The 17,726-nt window shown below is 62.9% G+C and carries 13 protein-coding genes; 11 read left to right on the top strand and 2 right to left on the bottom strand.

All coding sequences use genetic code 11. The features are described 5' to 3' along the window. Positions 1-282 precede the first annotated feature (282 nt). A complete protein-coding gene (narL, locus tag FBY02_RS17145) occupies positions 283-930 on the bottom strand; it encodes a two-component system response regulator NarL (protein WP_144929458.1) in 648 nt (215 codons plus the stop codon). Continuing rightward, a complete protein-coding gene (locus FBY02_RS17140) occupies positions 927-2,726 on the bottom strand; it encodes a HAMP domain-containing protein (RefSeq protein ID WP_144929457.1) in 1,800 nt (599 codons plus the stop codon). The genes narL and FBY02_RS17140 overlap by 4 nt, the downstream gene beginning before the upstream one ends. 305 nt (positions 2,727-3,031) lie before the next feature. Between FBY02_RS17140 and FBY02_RS17135 the strand changes: the two genes are divergently transcribed. The 11 genes from FBY02_RS17135 to FBY02_RS17085 all read left to right on the top strand — a co-directional run bounded on the left by FBY02_RS17135 (position 3,032) and on the right by FBY02_RS17085 (position 17,659). Continuing rightward, complete coding sequence (locus FBY02_RS17135; protein ID WP_371921427.1) at positions 3,032-4,333, top strand: nitrate/nitrite transporter; 1,302 nt, start codon at positions 3,032-3,034, stop codon at positions 4,331-4,333. After that, on the top strand, positions 4,311-5,708 hold the full coding sequence (locus FBY02_RS17130) for a NarK family nitrate/nitrite MFS transporter (protein ID WP_144929455.1): 1,398 nt from the start codon (positions 4,311-4,313) through the stop codon (positions 5,706-5,708). Before FBY02_RS17135 ends, FBY02_RS17130 begins: the two co-directional genes overlap by 23 nt. A gap of 66 nt (positions 5,709-5,774) precedes the next feature. Beyond that, positions 5,775-9,542: a nitrate reductase subunit alpha gene (locus tag FBY02_RS17125; protein WP_144929454.1), complete on the top strand. Its 3,768-nt coding sequence runs from the start codon at positions 5,775-5,777 to the stop codon at positions 9,540-9,542. Between the two features lie 10 nt (positions 9,543-9,552). Then, entirely contained in the window at positions 9,553-11,091 is a 1,539-nt protein-coding gene (narH, locus tag FBY02_RS17120) for a nitrate reductase subunit beta (protein ID WP_144929453.1), read from the top strand. Positions 11,092-11,093: 2 nt separating this feature from the next. Then, the gene (gene narJ / locus FBY02_RS17115) at positions 11,094-11,849 is read left to right on the top strand and encodes a nitrate reductase molybdenum cofactor assembly chaperone (protein ID WP_144929452.1); all 756 of its coding nucleotides are present in this window, start codon (positions 11,094-11,096) and stop codon (positions 11,847-11,849) included. Next, positions 11,842-12,522 carry a respiratory nitrate reductase subunit gamma gene (gene narI / locus FBY02_RS17110; RefSeq protein WP_144929451.1) on the top strand — a complete coding sequence of 227 codons (681 nt, stop codon included), beginning with the start codon at positions 11,842-11,844 and terminating at the stop codon, positions 12,520-12,522. The genes narJ and narI overlap by 8 nt, the downstream gene beginning before the upstream one ends. A 10-nt stretch (positions 12,523-12,532) precedes the next feature. Next, the gene (locus FBY02_RS17105; protein ID WP_144929450.1) at positions 12,533-13,477 is read left to right on the top strand and encodes a peptidylprolyl isomerase; all 945 of its coding nucleotides are present in this window, start codon (positions 12,533-12,535) and stop codon (positions 13,475-13,477) included. Positions 13,478-13,502: 25 nt separating this feature from the next. Beyond that, positions 13,503-14,495: a GTP 3',8-cyclase MoaA gene (moaA, locus tag FBY02_RS17100; RefSeq protein WP_144929449.1), complete on the top strand. Its 993-nt coding sequence runs from the start codon at positions 13,503-13,505 to the stop codon at positions 14,493-14,495. 265 nt (positions 14,496-14,760) lie between these two features. Beyond that, entirely contained in the window at positions 14,761-16,776 is a 2,016-nt protein-coding gene (locus FBY02_RS17095; protein WP_144929448.1) for a ribonucleoside triphosphate reductase, read from the top strand. 29 nt (positions 16,777-16,805) lie between these two features. After that, on the top strand, positions 16,806-16,967 hold the full coding sequence (gene nrdD, locus FBY02_RS17090) for an anaerobic ribonucleoside-triphosphate reductase (protein WP_144929447.1): 162 nt from the start codon (positions 16,806-16,808) through the stop codon (positions 16,965-16,967). Then, positions 16,964-17,659 (top strand): anaerobic ribonucleoside-triphosphate reductase activating protein, encoded by a 696-nt coding sequence (locus FBY02_RS17085; protein WP_256662517.1) that lies wholly within the window; start codon positions 16,964-16,966, stop codon positions 17,657-17,659. Before nrdD ends, FBY02_RS17085 begins: the two co-directional genes overlap by 4 nt. Positions 17,660-17,726: the final 67 nt, after the last annotated feature.

The following is a 17,726-nucleotide window of genomic DNA, read 5'->3' as shown; positions in this document are numbered from 1 at the left end:
TCTACCGTAGCGCTGGCTTGCATCTATCGTCGGTCTTGCCGATGAATTCCTTATTGGCGCTTTAGGTAGAAGGGGCGGGACGAGAAGTCTCCCACGGTCCGTACTGGCTAGAGTCGGAATCGAGCTTTTAGTCCCGCCCACCCCTTCAAGTCTAAACATACAAGCGAGCCTGCTCGCGATAGCGGTGTGTCAAGCTTGCCGGGATGTTGAATGTGCTGACGTCATCGCGAGCAGGGGATCTGCGTCAGACACACTGCCTGCAAGCACCAGGTGGGCGCTGATTCAGCCGGCTCCGCGCAAATGCTCCATCGCCCAGACCGCCGCCTCGACCCGCGAGCGCAAGCCGAGCTTGTGCAGCAGGTTCTTCACATGCACCTTGACCGTGCCTTCGGTGATGCCCAGCTTGTGCCCGATGACCTTGTTGCTGTGGCCGCTGGCGATGGTCTTGAGTACCTGGCGCTCGCGTTCGGTCAGTTCCACTTCGGGCTGGCGCGGTGGCGAGCGCAGGGCCTGGGCCATGACGCGGGTCAGGCCGGGACTGATCACCAAGGCCCCGCCGAGGGCGTCGCGGATGTATTGGATCAGCAGTTCGGGCTCCATGTCCTTGAGCAGGTAGCCGTTGGCGTCCAGGCGCAGGGCATCGCGGATGTCGTCCTCGGCGTCGGATACGGTGAACAGCAGTACCTTGCCGCTGTAGTGCATGGCCCGCAGCCGACGCAGGGTCTCGATGCCGTTCAGATGCGGCATGTTGTTGTCCAGCAGCACCAGGTCGGGCTTGAGCGGCTCGATCAGCGCCAGGGCTTCTTCGCCATGGCTGGCTTCGCCGACGATCTGCAGATCGTCTTCGAGTTCGAGCATCTGGCGAATCCCGCGACGCATCATCGGATGGTCGTCGACCAGGAGCAGGGAGTGGCGCAGGGGGACGTTCATGTGGCAAGGCCTTCGGTGTGTTGACCCAGGAATTCCGGTTGGAAGCGCACCTGGATGCGGGTGCCCTGGGGCGTTCGGGAGAGAATCTGCAATTGGCCACGCAGGCTGCGGGCCCGTTCATTCATGATGTTCAGGCCATGGTGCTCACGCTGGTCCACCTCACCGCTGAACCCACGGCCGTCGTCTTCGATCGACAACTGCACTGTCTCGCCTTCCTGGCGCAGCTGCAGCCAGGCGTTCTCGGCATGGGCGTGGCGCAGGCAGTTGGACAAGGCTTCGCGGGTGATCTGCAGGATGTGGATCTGCTCGCTGGCCGACAGCTCGAAGGCCAGGGTGTCGATGAACAGATGCACCTGGAAATCCCCGCGGGCGGAGAACTCCTCGGCCGTATCCTTGAGTTCCTCCACCAGGCCATCGTCGTGGATCTGCAAGCGGAAGGTGGTCAGCAATTCGCGCAGCTGGCGATAGGCATTGTTGAGTCCTTCGCGCAGCTCGCCCGTGACGGTTTCCAGGGTCTGCACCGGTTCGCCGCGACGCATCAGGGTTTGCATGCGGCTGACTTGCAACTTCATGTAGGACAAGGCCTGGGCCAGGGAGTCATGCAGCTCCCTGGCAATGATCGTGCGTTCGTCGAGCAGCAGTAGGCGGTGGTCCTGTTCGCGCTGGCGCTTGAGGGACAGCGAGGTGCCGATCAGGTTGGCCAGGGCCTGGATCAGTGCGGTCTCCCAGGGTTGTGCCGCGTGGCCGTCGACAAAGTGCGCCTTGAGTTCGCCCAGTTCATTGCCCTGGTTGCTGATGCTGAACGTCAGTGGCTGCGCCGCACCGTGTTTCTGGCAGGTAGCGCAATCGCTGCTGGCGCAGATCTCGCGGTTGTTGGCGCCATGAATGGCCAACAGGTGCCGTGCGGGTGCCTGTAATTGTCCCTGCAGGCACAGTGACAGGCGCAGGCCCGGCAGCCGTTGCTGGAAGCGCTGGATCAATTCATCCAGGCCCTTGGCATTGGCCTGTCGCGTCGCCAGGCTGCGGCTGCTCTGGTACAGCAGCTCCAGGGCGGCATTGGCCTGTTGCAGGTTCAAGGTCTTTTGCCGGACCTGGTTTTCCAGGGTGCGGTGGGACTCCTCGATGGTCTCGGCCATGGTGTTGAAGCTCGTCGCCAACTGGCCCAATTCATCCTCGGACTGATGATTGACCCGCACCTGGAATTCGCCACGGCGAAAGCGCTGGGTCGCGACCACCAGCTCCTGCAAGGGGCTGACCACGCTGTACTGCAATTCGTACAGGCCGATCAGCAGGATGATCATGGTGCTGAACAACGCCATGCCCTGGATCGTCTGCTGCCAGCCCTGTTTGTGCTCGCTCTGGCGTTGCAGCAAGGTGACGAACTGGTCCAGTTGCTCGACGAACGAACTGGCACTGTCCTGGAAGAACACCGAGTCGCCGCGCTCGACCGCAGGGCGCAGGGTCTGGTTCCAGCGTTGCAGGAGATCGCGATAACTCTGGTGCAGGGCGGTGCTCGGACCGTCCTCCAGCACGGCGCGAAGGGCAGGGCTATTGAGGCGTTGCTGCAGGCTGTCGATGATCGGGGCGATGTCTGCGGTGGCACCGGCCGCCAGTTTCCAACTGAGGTGGTAGGTTTCCATGCGCACCGAACCTGCGGTGTTGATCGCCGCTGCGTCGCCCTGGCTGAACCAGGCGATCAACCCGGCGCTCAGGGAACTGGCCAGGGCGAGGATGGCGATGAGAATCACCGCGACCCCGGCACGGGCGGGCAGGGAACTGCGCAGCCAGCCCATCATCGTGGCTGGCTCTGGAAAAATAGGTTCAAGCCTGACATGGGGCGTCCTGGACCATGGGTGTTGCAGCCGTCCCGGGCGCACTACCTCTAAAGAGTTGTTGGCCGTTCCGTTTCGATAAAAGCTTCGGCCAACTCAGTCAAGAGATTGATAAACAAAGGGTTTTATCAATTTCAAGGTCTACCCCTTTGGAGGTAGACGGGCCCAGCATAGGCCAGGATGGCTCCAGGGCTCGTTGACCCAGGTCAAGTTTTCAACGGGTTCGCATCACTAGGCTGCGCTCATCGAATCGAGGGGAGTGCAGCGTGATGCGAGCGCAAGTGCAACAAGGGCTGGTACTGGGGATGAGTACCCTGGCCTTCACCGTGTGCTTCATGGTCTGGATGATGTTTGCCGTCCTGGGCGTTCCGATCAAGGAAATGCTCGCGCTTAACGAAACCCAATTCGGCCTGCTGGCCGCCACCCCGGTACTGACCGGTTCGCTGGTGCGCCTGCCCCTGGGGATCCTGACCGATCGCTTTGGCGGGCGGATCGTGTTCTTCCTGTTGATGCTGTCCTGCGTGTTGCCGCTGTACCTGATCACCCTGGCGACCGCGTTCTGGCAATTCCTGGTGCTGGGCCTGTTCGTCGGCCTGGCCGGCGGTTCGTTTTCGGTCGGCGTCGCCTACGTCGCCAGGTGGTTCGACAAACAGAACCAGGGCTTCGCCATGGGTGTGTTCGGCGCCGGCAACGCCGGTTCCGCGCTCACCAAGTTCCTCGCCCCGGGCCTGATCGCCCTGGGCACCTGGCACCTGGTGCCGAAGGTGTTCAGCGCCATCCTGTTCATCACCGCGCTGTTGTTCTGGTTCCTCACCGCCGAGAAGAAAGAGCACCGCAGCGTTGGTGGCGCGAGCCTGCGCGAACAACTCAAGGCGTTGAAAGAACCGGCGGTGTGGCGCTACTGCCAGTACTACTCGATCGTGTTCGGTGGCTATGTCGCCCTGGCCCTGTGGATGACCAAGTACTACGTGCAGGAATACGGTTTCAGCCTGCAAAGCGCCGCGCTGCTGGCCGCCTGCTTTTCCCTGCCCGGCGGCGTGCTGCGGGCCGTCGGTGGCTGGATGTCGGATCGCTGGGGCGCCCAGAGCGTGACCTGGTGGGTGCTGTGGATCAGCTGGATCTGCCTGTTCCTGCTGTCCTACCCCCAGACCCAGCTGCAAGTGCACACCGTCAATGGCATCGTCGATTTCCACATCGGCCTCAACGCCACGCTGTTCACCGTGCTGCTGTTCGTGATGGGCATTGCTTTCGCGTTCGGCAAGGCCTCGGTCTTCAAGTACATCGCCAACGACTACCCCGGAAACATGGGCGCGGTGTCCGGCATCGTCGGTCTGGCCGGCGGCCTGGGCGGCTTCGTGCTGCCGATCCTGTTCGGTGCCCTGGTGGACCTCACCGGCGTGCGCTCGTCCTGCTTCATGTTGCTGTACGGCGTGGTCTGGGTCTCCCTGATCTGGATGTACCTCAGCGAAATCCGCAAGCGCCCGCTGCTGGGCAAGCAACCACTTGCCAGCCAACCCCCGTTTTCCAGCATTGCCCAAGGAGAAGAACATGTCCGTTCTGCAAACGCCTGACAAAGGCCCGGTGATTCATGACTGGCGCCCGGAAGACCCCGCGTTCTGGGGCCGCAGCGGCAAGCAGACCGCTCAGCGTAACCTGTGGATCTCGATCCCGGCGTTGCTGCTGGCCTTCGCGGTGTGGATGGTCTGGAGCACGGTGATCGTGCGCCTGAACGCCATCGGCTTCAGCTTCAGCACCGACCAGCTGTTCTGGCTGGCGGCACTGCCGGGGCTGTCCGGCGCAACCTTGCGCATCTTCTATTCATTCATGGTGCCGATTTTCGGCGGACGCCGCTGGACCGCCCTGAGCACCGCGTCGCTGCTGATACCTGCGCTGTGGATGGGCTTCGCCGTGCAGAGTCCGGCCACGCCCTACAGCGTGTTCGTGCTGATCGCGCTGCTCTGCGGCTTTGGCGGCGGCAATTTCGCTTCGAGCATGTCCAACATCAGCTTCTTCTATCCCAAGTCCCAGCAGGGCACCGCCCTGGGCCTGAACGCCGGCCTGGGCAACCTGGGCGTGTCGGTGATGCAGTTCAGCGTGCCGCTGGTGATTTCCTTCGGGGTGTTCGGCTTCATGGGCGGTCAACCGCAGGTACTGGCCGACGGCAGCTCGTTGTGGTTGCAGAACGCCGGGTTCATCTGGGTGCCGTTCATCCTCGCCGTCACCTTGATTGCCTGGTTCGGCATGAACGACCTGTCCAGTGCCCGTGCTTCGTTCAGCGAGCAAGCGGTGATTTTCAAGCGCAAGCACAACTGGCTGATGTGCTGGCTGTACCTGGCCACGTTCGGCTCGTTCATCGGGTTCTCCGCCGCGTTCCCATTGCTGATCAAGACCTCGTTCCCGGACGTCATCGCCCTCAAGTTCGCTTTCCTCGGCCCTCTGGTGGGTGCCCTGGTACGGCCATTGGGTGGCTGGCTGGCGGACAAGCTCGGTGGCGCGAAAGTCACCCTGTGGAACTTTGTGCTGATGATCGCGATGGTGTTCGGCGTCATGCACTTCCTGCCGCAAGGCGGTCAGGGCGGCAGCTTCTACGGCTTCCTGGGCATGTTCATGCTGCTGTTCATCACCACCGGCGTGGGCAACGGTTCGACCTTCCGCATGATCCCGGTGATCTTCCGCACCCTTCACGAAAAAGCCGCCCTGGGCAAAAAGCCCGAGCTGCGTGAGCAAGCGCTCAAGAACGCTGGCAAGGAATCGGCTGCGGTGCTGGGTTTCAGCTCGGCCATGGGCGCGTTCGGCGCGTTCTTCATTCCCAAATCCTTCGGCACTTCGATGGCCCTGACCGGCGGCCCGGAGATGGCCTTCTACATGTTCGTCGGCTTCTACCTGAGCTGCATCGTGGTGACCTGGTGGTGGTACGCGCGCAAGGGTGCCGCGACCCCTTGCTGATTCGAAATTACCTGTTGCGTGGGCGGGGCGAAGACCCCGCGGAGCAAGCCTGAGAGGAAAGACACTGTGAGTCATTTACTGGATCAACTGCGGTTCTTCAACCGCAAACAAGGCGAGTTTTCCGAGGGGCATGGCGAGACCCGCAAGGAGTCCCGGGACTGGGAGAACGTCTATCGTTCCCGCTGGCAGTACGACAAGATCGTGCGCTCCACCCATGGGGTGAACTGTACCGGTTCGTGCTCGTGGAAAATCTACGTCAAGAACGGCCTGATCACCTGGGAAACCCAGCAGACCGACTACCCGCGTACCCGCAACGACCTGCCCAACCACGAGCCACGCGGCTGCCCTCGCGGCGCCAGCTACAGCTGGTACATCTACAGCGCCAACCGGCTCAAGTACCCGAAGGTGCGCCAGCCATTGCTCAAGCTGTGGCGTGAAGCCCGGCAGACCCTGCCGCCGGTGGAGGCCTGGGCCAGCATTGTCGAGAACAAGGCCAAGGCCGACTCGTACAAGAGCAAGCGCGGCATGGGCGGCTTCATCCGTTCCAACTGGGAAGAAGTCAACGAGATCATTGCCGCCGCCAACGTTTATACCGTCAAGCGACACGGCCCTGATCGGGTGGTGGGCTTCTCGCCGATTCCCGCCATGTCGATGGTCAGCTACGCCGCCGGCGCTCGCTACCTGTCGCTGATCGGTGGCGTGTGCCTGAGTTTCTACGACTGGTACTGCGACTTGCCGCCAGCCTCGCCAATGGTCTGGGGCGAGCAGACCGACGTGCCGGAATCGGCCGACTGGTACAACTCCAACTACATCATCGCCTGGGGCTCCAACGTCCCGCAGACCCGTACCCCCGACGCGCACTTCTTTACCGAGGTGCGCTACAAGGGCACCAAGACCGTGGCAATCACCCCGGACTATTCGGAAGTCGCCAAGCTCACCGACCTGTGGCTCAACCCCAAGCAGGGCACCGACGCGGCACTGGCCCAGGCCTTCAACCATGTGATCTTCAAGGAATTTCACCTGGACAAGCCCAGCGCCTATTTCACCGACTATGCCAAGCGCTACACCGACCTGCCGGTGCTGGTGATGCTCAAACCGATGCTTGGCACGGCGCCGGGCGCGGGTTACCAGCCGGACCGCTTCCTGCGGGCCAGCGACCTCACCGCTAACCTCGGTCAGGACAACAACCCCGAGTGGAAAACCATCGCCCTCGATGCGACCGGCGAATTGGTCTCGCCCCAGGGCTCCATCGGTTATCGCTGGGGTGAGAAGGGCAAGTGGAACATTCTGCCTCGCGAAGGCGGCGAGGGGCGTGAGATCGACCTCAAGCTGAGCCTGATCGGCGGCGACGTGGCCGAAGTGGCCTTTCCGTACTTCGCCGGCAAAACCCAGGAACACTTCCAGCACGTGGCCGGTGACGCGGTGCAGTTCCGCCGGGTGCCGGTGCACAGCGTGGTGCTGGCCGACGGCAGCGTGGCGAAAGTCGCCACCGTGTTCGACCTGTCGGCGGCCAACCTGGCCATCGACCGTGGCCTGGGTGGAGCCAACGTCGCCAAGGATTACGACGACGCCTCGGTGCCCGGCACACCGGCCTGGCAGGAGCAGATCACCGGCGTCAGCCGCGAGAAGGCGATCCAGATCGCCCGTGAATTCGCCGACAACGCCGACAAGACCCGTGGCCGCTCGATGATCATCGTCGGCGCGGCGATGAACCACTGGTACCACATGGACATGAACTACCGCGGGCTGATCAACATGCTCATGCTCTGCGGTTGCATCGGCCAGACCGGCGGTGGCTGGGCCCATTACGTCGGCCAGGAAAAACTCCGCCCGCAGTGCGGCTGGCTGCCCCTGGCCTTCGGCCTGGACTGGAACCGTCCTGCGCGGCAGATGAACGGCACCAGTTTCTTCTACGGCCACAGCTCCCAATGGCGCCACGAGAAGATGAGCATGCACGACGTGCTCTCGCCCCTGGCGGACAAGTCGCAGTTCCCCGAGCACGCCCTGGACTACAACATCCGCGCCGAACGTGCCGGCTGGTTGCCCAGCGCGCCGCAGCTCAACACCAACCCGCTGCACATCTGTCGCGATGCCGCTGCCGCGGGCATGGAACCCAAGGACTACGTGGTCAAGTCCTGGCAGGACGGGTCGCTGCGCTTTGCCTGTGAACAGCCCGACAATCCGGTGAACTTCCCGCGCAATATGTTCATCTGGCGCTCCAACTTGTTGGGTTCTTCGGGCAAGGGCCACGAGTACATGCTCAAGTACCTGCTCGGCACCAGGAACGGTGTGATGAACGAAGACATCGGCCAGGTTGGTGACTGCAAGCCGACCGAGGCCGAATGGGTCGACGAGGGCGCCATCGGCAAACTCGACCTGGTGACCACCCTGGACTTCCGCATGTCTTCGACCTGCGTGTACTCCGACATCGTCTTGCCGACCGCCACCTGGTACGAAAAAGACGACATGAACACCTCGGACATGCACCCGTTCATCCATCCGTTGTCGGCGGCCATCGACCCGGCCTGGGAGTCGCGTTCGGACTGGGAAATCTACAAGGGCATCGCCAAGGCGTTCTCGGCCATGGCGGTCGGACACCTGGGTGTCGAGAAGGACCTGGTCACCGTACCGTTGATGCACGACAGCGTCGGCGAGCTGGCCCAGCCGTTTGGCGGCACTGACTGGAAAACCGCCGGCGAGGCGCCGCAGCCGGGCAAGAACGCACCGAACCTGCAAGTGGTGGAGCGCGACTACCCGAACATCTACAAGCAGTTCACCTCCCTGGGGCCGTTGCTGGAAAAACTCGGCAACGGCGGCAAGGGCATCAACTGGAACACCGAGGCCGAAGTGAAATTCCTCGGCGAGCTGAACCACCACGAAGTGGATGCGGGCATCAGCCAGGGCCGGCCAAAAATCGACAGCGCCATCGACGCCGCCGAAGTGATCCTGTCCCTGGCCCCGGAAACCAACGGCCACGTAGCGGTCAAGGCCTGGGCGGCGCTGTCGGAGTTCACCGGCATCGACCACAGCCACCTGGCCGTCTCCAAGGAGCACGAGGCGATCCGCTTCCGCGACATCCAGGCCCAGCCGCGCAAGATCATTTCCAGCCCGACCTGGTCCGGCCTGGAAGACGATCACGTGAGCTACAACGCCGGCTACACCAACGTTCATGAGTCGATCCCATGGCGCACCATCACCGGCCGCCAGCAGTTCTACCAGGATCACCCGTGGATGCAGGCGTTCGGCGAGCAACTGATGAGCTATCGGCCGCCGGTCAACACCCGCACCATCGAGGCGGTCAAGGGCAAGCGCACCAATGGCCATACCGAGATCGTCCTCAACTGGATCACCCCGCACCAGAAATGGGGCATCCACAGTACCTACACCGACAACCTGCTGATGCTCACCTTGAGCCGTGGCGGGCCGATCATCTGGCTCTCCGAGATCGACGCCCGGCGCGCCGGTATCGAGGACAACGACTGGGTCGAATGCTTCAACGCCAACGGCGCGTTGACTGCCCGCGCGGTGGTCAGCCAGCGGGTCAAGGAGGGCATGGTGATGATGTACCACGCCCAGGAACGGATCGTGAACGTGCCAGGTTCGGAAACCACCAAGACCCGTGGCGGCCACCACAACTCGGTGACCCGCGTGGTGCTCAAGCCCACCCACATGATCGGTGGCTACGCCCAGCAGGCCTACGGCTTCAACTATTACGGCACGGTCGGCTGCAACCGCGACGAATTCGTCGTGGTGCGCAAGATGGCCAAGGTCGACTGGCTCGACGGTTCCAGCGGCGATGAGCTGCCGCGTTCCCTGCCGACTGAGCTGGATTGAGGAGATTGAAATGAAGATTCGTTCACAGATCGGCATGGTCCTGAACCTGGACAAATGCATCGGTTGCCACACCTGTTCGATCACCTGCAAGAACGTCTGGACCAGCCGTGAAGGCATGGAATACGCCTGGTTCAACAACGTCGAGACCAAGCCCGGCATCGGCTATCCCAAGGAATGGGAAAACCAGGACAAGTGGAAGGGCGGCTGGATCCGCAATGCCGACGGCTCGATCAACCCGCGCATCGGCGGCAAGTTCCGCGTGCTGGCGAACATCTTCGCCAACCCGGACCTGCCAGGCCTGGACGACTACTACGAACCGTTCGACTTCGACTACCAGCACCTGCATACCGCGCCCCTGGGGGAACACCAGCCCACCGCGCGGCCGCGCTCGCTGGTCTCCGGCAAGCGCATGGAGAAGATCGAGTGGGGGCCGAACTGGGAGGAAATCCTCGGCACCGAATTCGCCAAGCGGCGCAAGGACAAGAACTTCGACAAGATCCAGGCGGACATCTACGGCGAGTACGAAAACACTTTCATGATGTACCTGCCGCGCCTGTGCGAGCACTGCCTGAACCCGGCGTGCGCGGCGTCGTGCCCGAGCGGCGCGATCTACAAGCGTGAAGAGGACGGCATCGTCCTGATCGACCAGGAAAAATGCCGCGGCTGGCGCATGTGCATCAGCGGCTGCCCGTACAAGAAGATCTACTTCAACTGGAAGAGCGGCAAGTCGGAAAAATGCATCTTCTGCTACCCGCGCATCGAAGCCGGGATGCCAACGGTCTGTGCGGAAACCTGCGTCGGCCGGATCCGCTACCTCGGCGTGCTGCTGTATGACGCCGACCGTATCAGCGAAGTGGCGAGCACCGCCAACGAACAGGACCTGTACGAGAAGCAACTGGAGATCTTCCTCGACCCGAACGACCCGGCGGTGATTCGTCAGGCCCTGGCCGATGGCGTGCCGCAGTCGGTGATCGACTCGGCACAGCGCTCGCCGGTCTACAAGATGGCCGTGGACTGGAAACTCGCGCTGCCGCTGCACCCGGAATACCGCACCTTGCCGATGGTCTGGTACGTGCCGCCACTGTCGCCGATCCAGAACGCCGCCGCAGCCGGCACCGTGGGCATGAACGGGGTGATCCCGGACGTCGACAGCCTGCGCATCCCGTTGCGCTACCTGGCCAACCTGCTGACCGCCGGCGATGAGAAGCCCGTCAAGCTGGCCCTCAAGCGCCTGCTGGCAATGCGTGCCTACAAGCGTTCCGAACAGGTGGATGGCGTGAAAGACCTGCAAGTGCTGGCCGATGTCGGCCTGAGCCTGAACCAGGTCGACGAGATGTACCGCTACCTGGCCATCGCCAACTACGAAGACCGTTTCGTCGTGCCGAGTGCTCACCGCGAAGACGCCATGAGCGACGCGTTCGCCGAGCGCTCCGGGTGCGGCTTCAGCTTTGGCAGCGGTTGCAGCGGCAGTTCCGACACCAACATGTTCGGCGGCAAGAAGGCCAACCGGCGTGACGTGATCAAGACCGTACAGTTGTGGGAGGACTGAGCATGCGCATTCTCAAGGTGATTTCTTTGTTGCTCGACTACCCGACCGAGACCCTGGTGGCCGGTCGTGACGAGCTGGAGCAAGCGATTCTCCAGGCGCGGGAAATCAGTCCCAACCAGCGCGCCGGGCTGTTCGAGTTGCTGGAGGTGATCTGCGCCAAGGACCTGATGGACGGCCAGGAGCACTACGGCGCGTTGTTTGGCCGAGGGCGTTCACTGTCGCTGTTGCTGTTCGAACATGTCCATGGCGAGTCCCGCGACCGCGGCCAGGCCATGGTGGACATGATGGCCCAGTACGAGGCGGCCGGTTTCGCCATCGGCGTCAAGGAGCTGCCCGACTACATTCCGTTGTACCTGGAATTTCTCTCCACCCGCGAAGACCTCGAGGCCCGCGAGGGCCTCGCGGATGTCGCGCACCTGCTGGCTTTGCTCTCCGCGCGCCTGGATGAGCGGGAAAGCGCCTACGCCAGTTGCTTCCGGGCCTTGCTGCAGATCGCCGGGGCCGAACCCCAGGGCGCGGTCGCCGAGCTGCGCGAGCAAGTGAAGGCCGAGCCACGGGACGACTCCCTGGAAGCCCTGGACCGGGTCTGGGAGGAGGAGGCGGTGGATTTCATGAAGGCCGAACAGCAGGACCGTTGCAGTTCGCTGCCGAGCGCGCCGGGCAGGGCTCGGGAAGAAAGTGCGGTGCCGTTGCACTGGGTGGATTTTCAGCATGAAGGGCGGGCCGCTGCGCCGGCCGGGGAGGTGGGCAATGTCTAAGTGGGATCTGTTGTTGTTCGGGGTCTACCCCTATGTCGCCCTGGCGATTTGTCTGCTCGGCAGCTGGGCGCGTTTCGACCTGTCCCAGTACACCTGGAAGGCCGGTTCCAGCCAGATGCTGAACCAGCGCGGCATGCGTGTGGCGAGCAACCTGTTCCACGTCGGCGTGCTGTTCGTGTTGGTGGGGCACTTTGTTGGCCTGCTGACGCCGTCGGCGGTCTACCACCATGTGCTGAGCACCGAGAACAAGCAGCTATTGGCGATGGTTTCCGGCGGCTTTTTCGGCGTACTGGGCCTGATCGGCTTGCTGATGCTGCTGAACCGGCGCCTGAGCGATCCGCGGGTGCGCGCTACGTCCAATACCTCGGACATCCTGGCGTTGGTGTTGCTGTTGGTACAACTGGTGCTGGGGTTGATGACCATCGTTGCCTCCACCGCCCACATGGACGGTTCGGTGATGGTGATGCTGGCCGACTGGGCGCAGAACACGGTGCTGTTGCGTCCGGTGGAAGCCGCTACGTCGATGGCGCCGGTGGGCCTGGTCTACAAGCTTCACGTGCTGCTGGGCCTGACCCTGTTCGTGCTGTTCCCGTTCACCCGCCTGGTGCATATCGTCAGCGCGCCGGTCTGGTACCTGGGACGGCGTTATCAAATCGTTCGGCAGAAATTCTGAGGAGGCGATCATGGCCAGTGGATGCGGATGTGGTGGCGGTAACGGCGGCAGTGGCGGCTGTGGTTCGTCGGCAAAGGCGGCGCCCGTGGCGGATGTAGCGCCCGTCGGGGCGGTGCAGTTCGAGCCGGTGGTGGTTGATGAGGCGCCGCCGCAGTTGATTGCCAGCAGTGAACAGGAATGGCCGATCCTCAGCGTCAACGGGGTGTCGATCACCCCGCAGGCGATGGCCCAGGAGCTGCAATATCACCCGGCGCAGAGTCGCGAGGATGCGGTTTACCAGGCCGCGCGGGCCCTGGTGATTCGGGAATTGCTCCAGCAGCGCATCGCTGAGCTGGGCTTGTCCCTGCAGGTCGGTGCCGGTGAAAACGAAGAGGAGGCGGCGACGCGGTTGCTGCTCGAGCGCGAAGTACAGGTGCCGCAATGCGACGAGGCAACCTGCCTGCGCTACTACGAAAGCAACCGCGCGCGCTTTCACAGCGCACCGTTGCTGGCGGTGCGGCACATCCTGCTCGAATGCGCACCGGACGACGCCGAGGGGCGCAGCCTCGCGTATGTCCAGGCCGAGTTGCTGCTGGAACGACTGGACCAGGCTCCGGGCACTTTCGCCGAGCTGGCCCAAACGTATTCGGCCTGTCCGTCCAAGGAGCAGGGCGGGTCGCTGGGGCAGATCAGCAAGGGCCAGACCGTGCCCGAGCTGGAGCGCCAGTTGTTTGCCTTGCCGGCGGGACTGTGGGGCAAACCCCTGGAGAGTCGCTACGGCTGGCACGTGATTAGCATTGACCAACGCATCGACGGCCAGCCGTTGCCTTACGAGGCGGTGGCGACGGCGATCCGCACCCAGCTGCAGCAGGGCGTCTGGCAGAAAGCGTTGGTGCAGTACCTGCAAACCCTGATTGGTGCGGCGGACATTCGCGGTATTCATCTTCAGGGCGCCGACTCGCCGCTGGTGCAGTGAGCATCGACTCGAACAGGGGGCATTCATGAACGCTTCGCTGCAGGATGGATTTGGGCGCCAGATCGATTATCTACGGATGTCGGTGACCGATCGTTGTGATTTTCGTTGTGTGTATTGCATGGCGAAGCACATGACCTTCCTGCCGCGTCAGCAGGTATTGACCCTGGAAGAGCTCCAGCGGTTGGCGCGGCTGTTCGTCGGGCTGGGGGTGAAGAAGATCCGCCTGACCGGCGGCGAGCCACTGATCCGCCCGGGCATCGTCGGGTTGTGCCGCGACATCGCGGCATTGCCCGGGCTGCGGGAGCTGGTGATGACCAGCAACGGCTCGCAGCTCGGGCGTCTGGCCAAGCCGCTGGTCGATGCCGGCGTCAAGCGCATGAACATCAGCCTCGACAGCCTTGACGGCGAGCGTTTTCGGGCCATCACCCGCAACGGCAACCTCGACCAGGTGCTGGCCGGCATCGAAGCGGCAAAGACGGCCGGATTCGAGCGGATCAAGCTCAACTGCGTGGTGATGAAAGGACGCAATTTCGATGAGGTGCCGGCGTTGGTGCAGTACGCCATCGAGCAGCGCATCGACATCAGCTTCATCGAGGAAATGCCGTTGGGGGAGGTGGGGCGTTCCCGGGGGGAGTCGTTCTGCTCCAGCGATGAAGTCCGGGCTGTGATTGCCCGTCATCACAGGTTGCTCGACAGCGCCGAGAGCAGCGGCGGGCCGGCGCGCTATGTGCGCCTGGAGCGTCACTCCGGCACGCGGATCGGCTTCATTTCACCGAACACCCACAACTTCTGCGCCAGTTGCAACCGGGTGCGCATGACCGTTGAGGGGCGCTTGCTGCTGTGCCTTGGACAAGAGAGCTCCCTCGACCTGCGTGGCCTGCTGCGGCGCTATCCGCTGGAGGATCAGCCAGTGATCCAGGCGGTGCAACAAGCCCTGCGTGGCAAACCGCTGCGCCATGACTTCAATCCTGGAGGGGAGGTGCAGATTGTGCGGTTCATGAACATGAGTGGGGGTTAGGCATTTACCTGGCAGACACCAAAGACACCCTGTGGGAGCGGGCTTGCTCGCGAAGGCGGTGGGTCAGTCGCTGAAGATGTTGACTGATCTGACGCCTTCGCGAGCAAGCCCGCTCCCACACGGAATGACGGTGTTGATGAGTTAGCTTTCAGACCATCCCCAATTCTTGACATCAATCAATTCCAATTAAACCTATCGGGCCTAACATCACTGCATATTGTGTCTTAATAGCTAAATGTATCTATATGTAGTGTCTGGAGCCCAAATGCAAAGCACGTTGATTTCGGTAGGATGCAACCGCCTGCACAAGCGCGACGGCAGTGTGGTCGCTTTTGATGCGGACAAGATCCGCCAGGCGCTGATCGCCGCCGGCAAGGCCACCGGCGAGTACGCCGAGGCTGAAGCCGAAGCGCTGCTCAACGCCGTGCTGGCCCGGTTGGAAGGGCAGTCGCGATTGAACGTCGAGCAGATCCAGGATCGGGTCGAGCGGGTGTTGATGGACGCCGGTTTCTTCCTTTCCATGCGCGCCTACATTGTTTACCGCGAGCAACACGGACGCCTGCGTCGTGATCGTCGCACCCTGGTGGAAGTCGCCACGTCGATGAACGAATACCTCGACCGCGAAGACTGGCGCGTGCAGGCCAACGCCAACCAGGGCTATTCCCTGGGCGGGCTGATCCTCAATGTGTCGGGCAAGGTCACCGCCAACTACTGGCTCGATGAGGTCTACAGCCAGGCCATCGGCGAGGCGCACCGCGAGGCCGACCTGCATGTCCATGATCTGGACATGCTCGCCGGCTACTGTGCCGGCTGGTCCCTGCGCACGCTGTTGCACGAAGGTCTCAACGGTGTGCCGGGGCGGGTCGAGGCCGGGCCGCCCAAGCATCTGAGCAGCGCCCTGGGGCAGATGGTGAATTTCCTTGGCACCCTGCAGAACGAATGGGCCGGGGCCCAGGCCTTCAGCTCGTTCGACACCTACCTGGCGCCCTACGTGCGCAAGGACCGGCTCAGCTACGACGAGGTCCGCCAGTCGTTGCAGGAGTTCATCTACAACCTCAACGTACCCTCGCGCTGGGGTACGCAAACGCCGTTTACCAACCTGACGTTCGACTGGGTCTGCCCGCAGGACCTGCGCGAACAGATCCCGGTGATCGGCGGCGAAGAGATGCCATTTGCCTACGGTGAGCTGCAAGCGGAAATGGAGCTGATCAACCGTGCCTACATCGAGGTGATGCAGGCCGGCGATGCGAAAGGGCGGGTGTTCACCTTCCCGATCCCGACCTACAACATCACCCATGACTTCCCCTGGGACAGCGACAACGCCGACCGCCTGTTCGAAATGACGGCCCGCTACGGCTTGCCGTACTTCCAGAATTTCCTCAACTCGGACATGCAACCCAACCAGGTGCGATCAATGTGCTGCCGCCTGCAACTGGACGTGCGCGAGCTGCTCAAGCGCGGCGGCGGTTTGTTCGGTTCGGCGGAACAGACCGGCTCGCTGGGGGTGGTGACGATCAACTGCGCCCGGCTGGGCTACCTGTACAAGGGCAACACCAGCGCGCTGTTGCAACGCCTCGATGCCCTGATGGAACTGGCGAAGGAGAGCCTGGAGGTCAAGCGCAAGGTGATCCAGCACCACATGGACGCCGGCCTGTATCCCTACACCAAGCGCTACCTGGGCACCTTGCGCAATCACTTCTCCACCATCGGCGTGAATGGCCTGCACGAAATGCTGCGCAACTTCACCGATGACCAACAGGGGCTTCACACCGAGCAGGGACGCGAGTTCGCGCTGCGGTTGCTGGATCATGTGCGGGCGACGCTGCTGCGCTTCCAGGAGGAAACCGGCCATCTCTACAACCTGGAAGCCACGCCTGCCGAAGGCACCACCTACCGCTTCGCCAAGGAAGACCTCAAGCGCTACCCCGATATCCTGCAGGCCGGCAGCCCGGTCGCACCGTACTACACCAACTCTTCGCAATTGCCGGTGGGCTTTACCCAGGACCCGTTCGAGGCCCTGGAGCTGCAGGACGAACTGCAATGCAAATACACCGGCGGCACCGTGTTGCACCTGTACATGGCCGAGCAGATCTCTTCCACCCAGGCCTGCAAGCAACTGGTGCGCAAGGCCCTGGGGCGGTTCCGGCTGCCGTACCTGACGGTCACGCCGACGTTTTCCATCTGTCCGGTACACGGCTACCTGGCCGGTGAACACGAGTTCTGTCCCAAATGCGACGAGGCGTTGTTGCTGCAACAGCAACAGGCACGCTGCGTCCACTGATCCGATCATCCACCGCAAGGAGTTTCACCATGAATGAATCGCGCAACCTTCCGCAGGCCCAGCGCCAACGCTGTGAAGTCTGGACCCGGGTAATGGGGTATCACCGCCCGGTGGCGGCGTTCAACCCGGGTAAGCAGTCCGAGCACCGCGAACGGGTGCATTTCACCGAACGCGCGGCCGGGCGTCCATGAGTCGAGTGCTGCGGGTCGGGGGCATGGTGCCCCTGACCACCCTCGATTATCCGGGCCAATTGGCCTGCGTGCTGTTTTGCCAGGGTTGCGCCTGGCGTTGCCGTTATTGCCATAACCCGCAACTGATCCCGCCCCGTGGCAGCGAGGAAGTGGAGTGGTGCCGGGTGCTGGCGTTCCTGCAACGCCGTCAGGACCTGCTCGACGCAGTGGTGTTCAGCGGCGGTGAACCGACCTTGCAGGACGGCCTGGGCTCGGCCATGGAGGAGGTGCGACAGATGGGCTTTCGCATCGGCCTGCACAGCGCCGGCATCAAGCCGGCGGCATTCGCCAAGGTGGTCGGGCAAGTCGACTGGGTGGGCTTCGACGTCAAGGCCCTGGCCGAAGATGCCCTGGACGTGACCCGGGTCGAAGGCAGCGGCATGGCCAACTGGCGCAGCCTCGACCATCTGCTGGCCAGCGGCGTGGATTACGAGTGTCGCACCACGGTGCATTGGCATCTGTTCGACCCCGAGCGGCTGCTGACCCTGGCCCGGCGCTTGAGCGAACACGGTGTCAGCCGGTTCGCCGTGCAACTGGTGCGCACGGCCCGGATGCTCGACCCGCACCTCTCCAGCGTTTCGGCATACGCCTTGCAACCCGAACTGTGGGCCGCTCTGCGGGAGCTGTTTCCCTCGTTCGTGTTGCGCAGCTAAGCCTTGTCGGGACGAACGACACCGCGGCTCGGGATGACCCGGGCCACTCTTTTCCAAGGTTCTCAAA

It is taken from the genome of Pseudomonas sp. SJZ078, assembly GCF_007828255.1.
Lineage (GTDB): Bacteria > Pseudomonadota > Gammaproteobacteria > Pseudomonadales > Pseudomonadaceae > Aquipseudomonas.
This window is presented reverse-complemented; position numbering and strand designations above follow the sequence as displayed.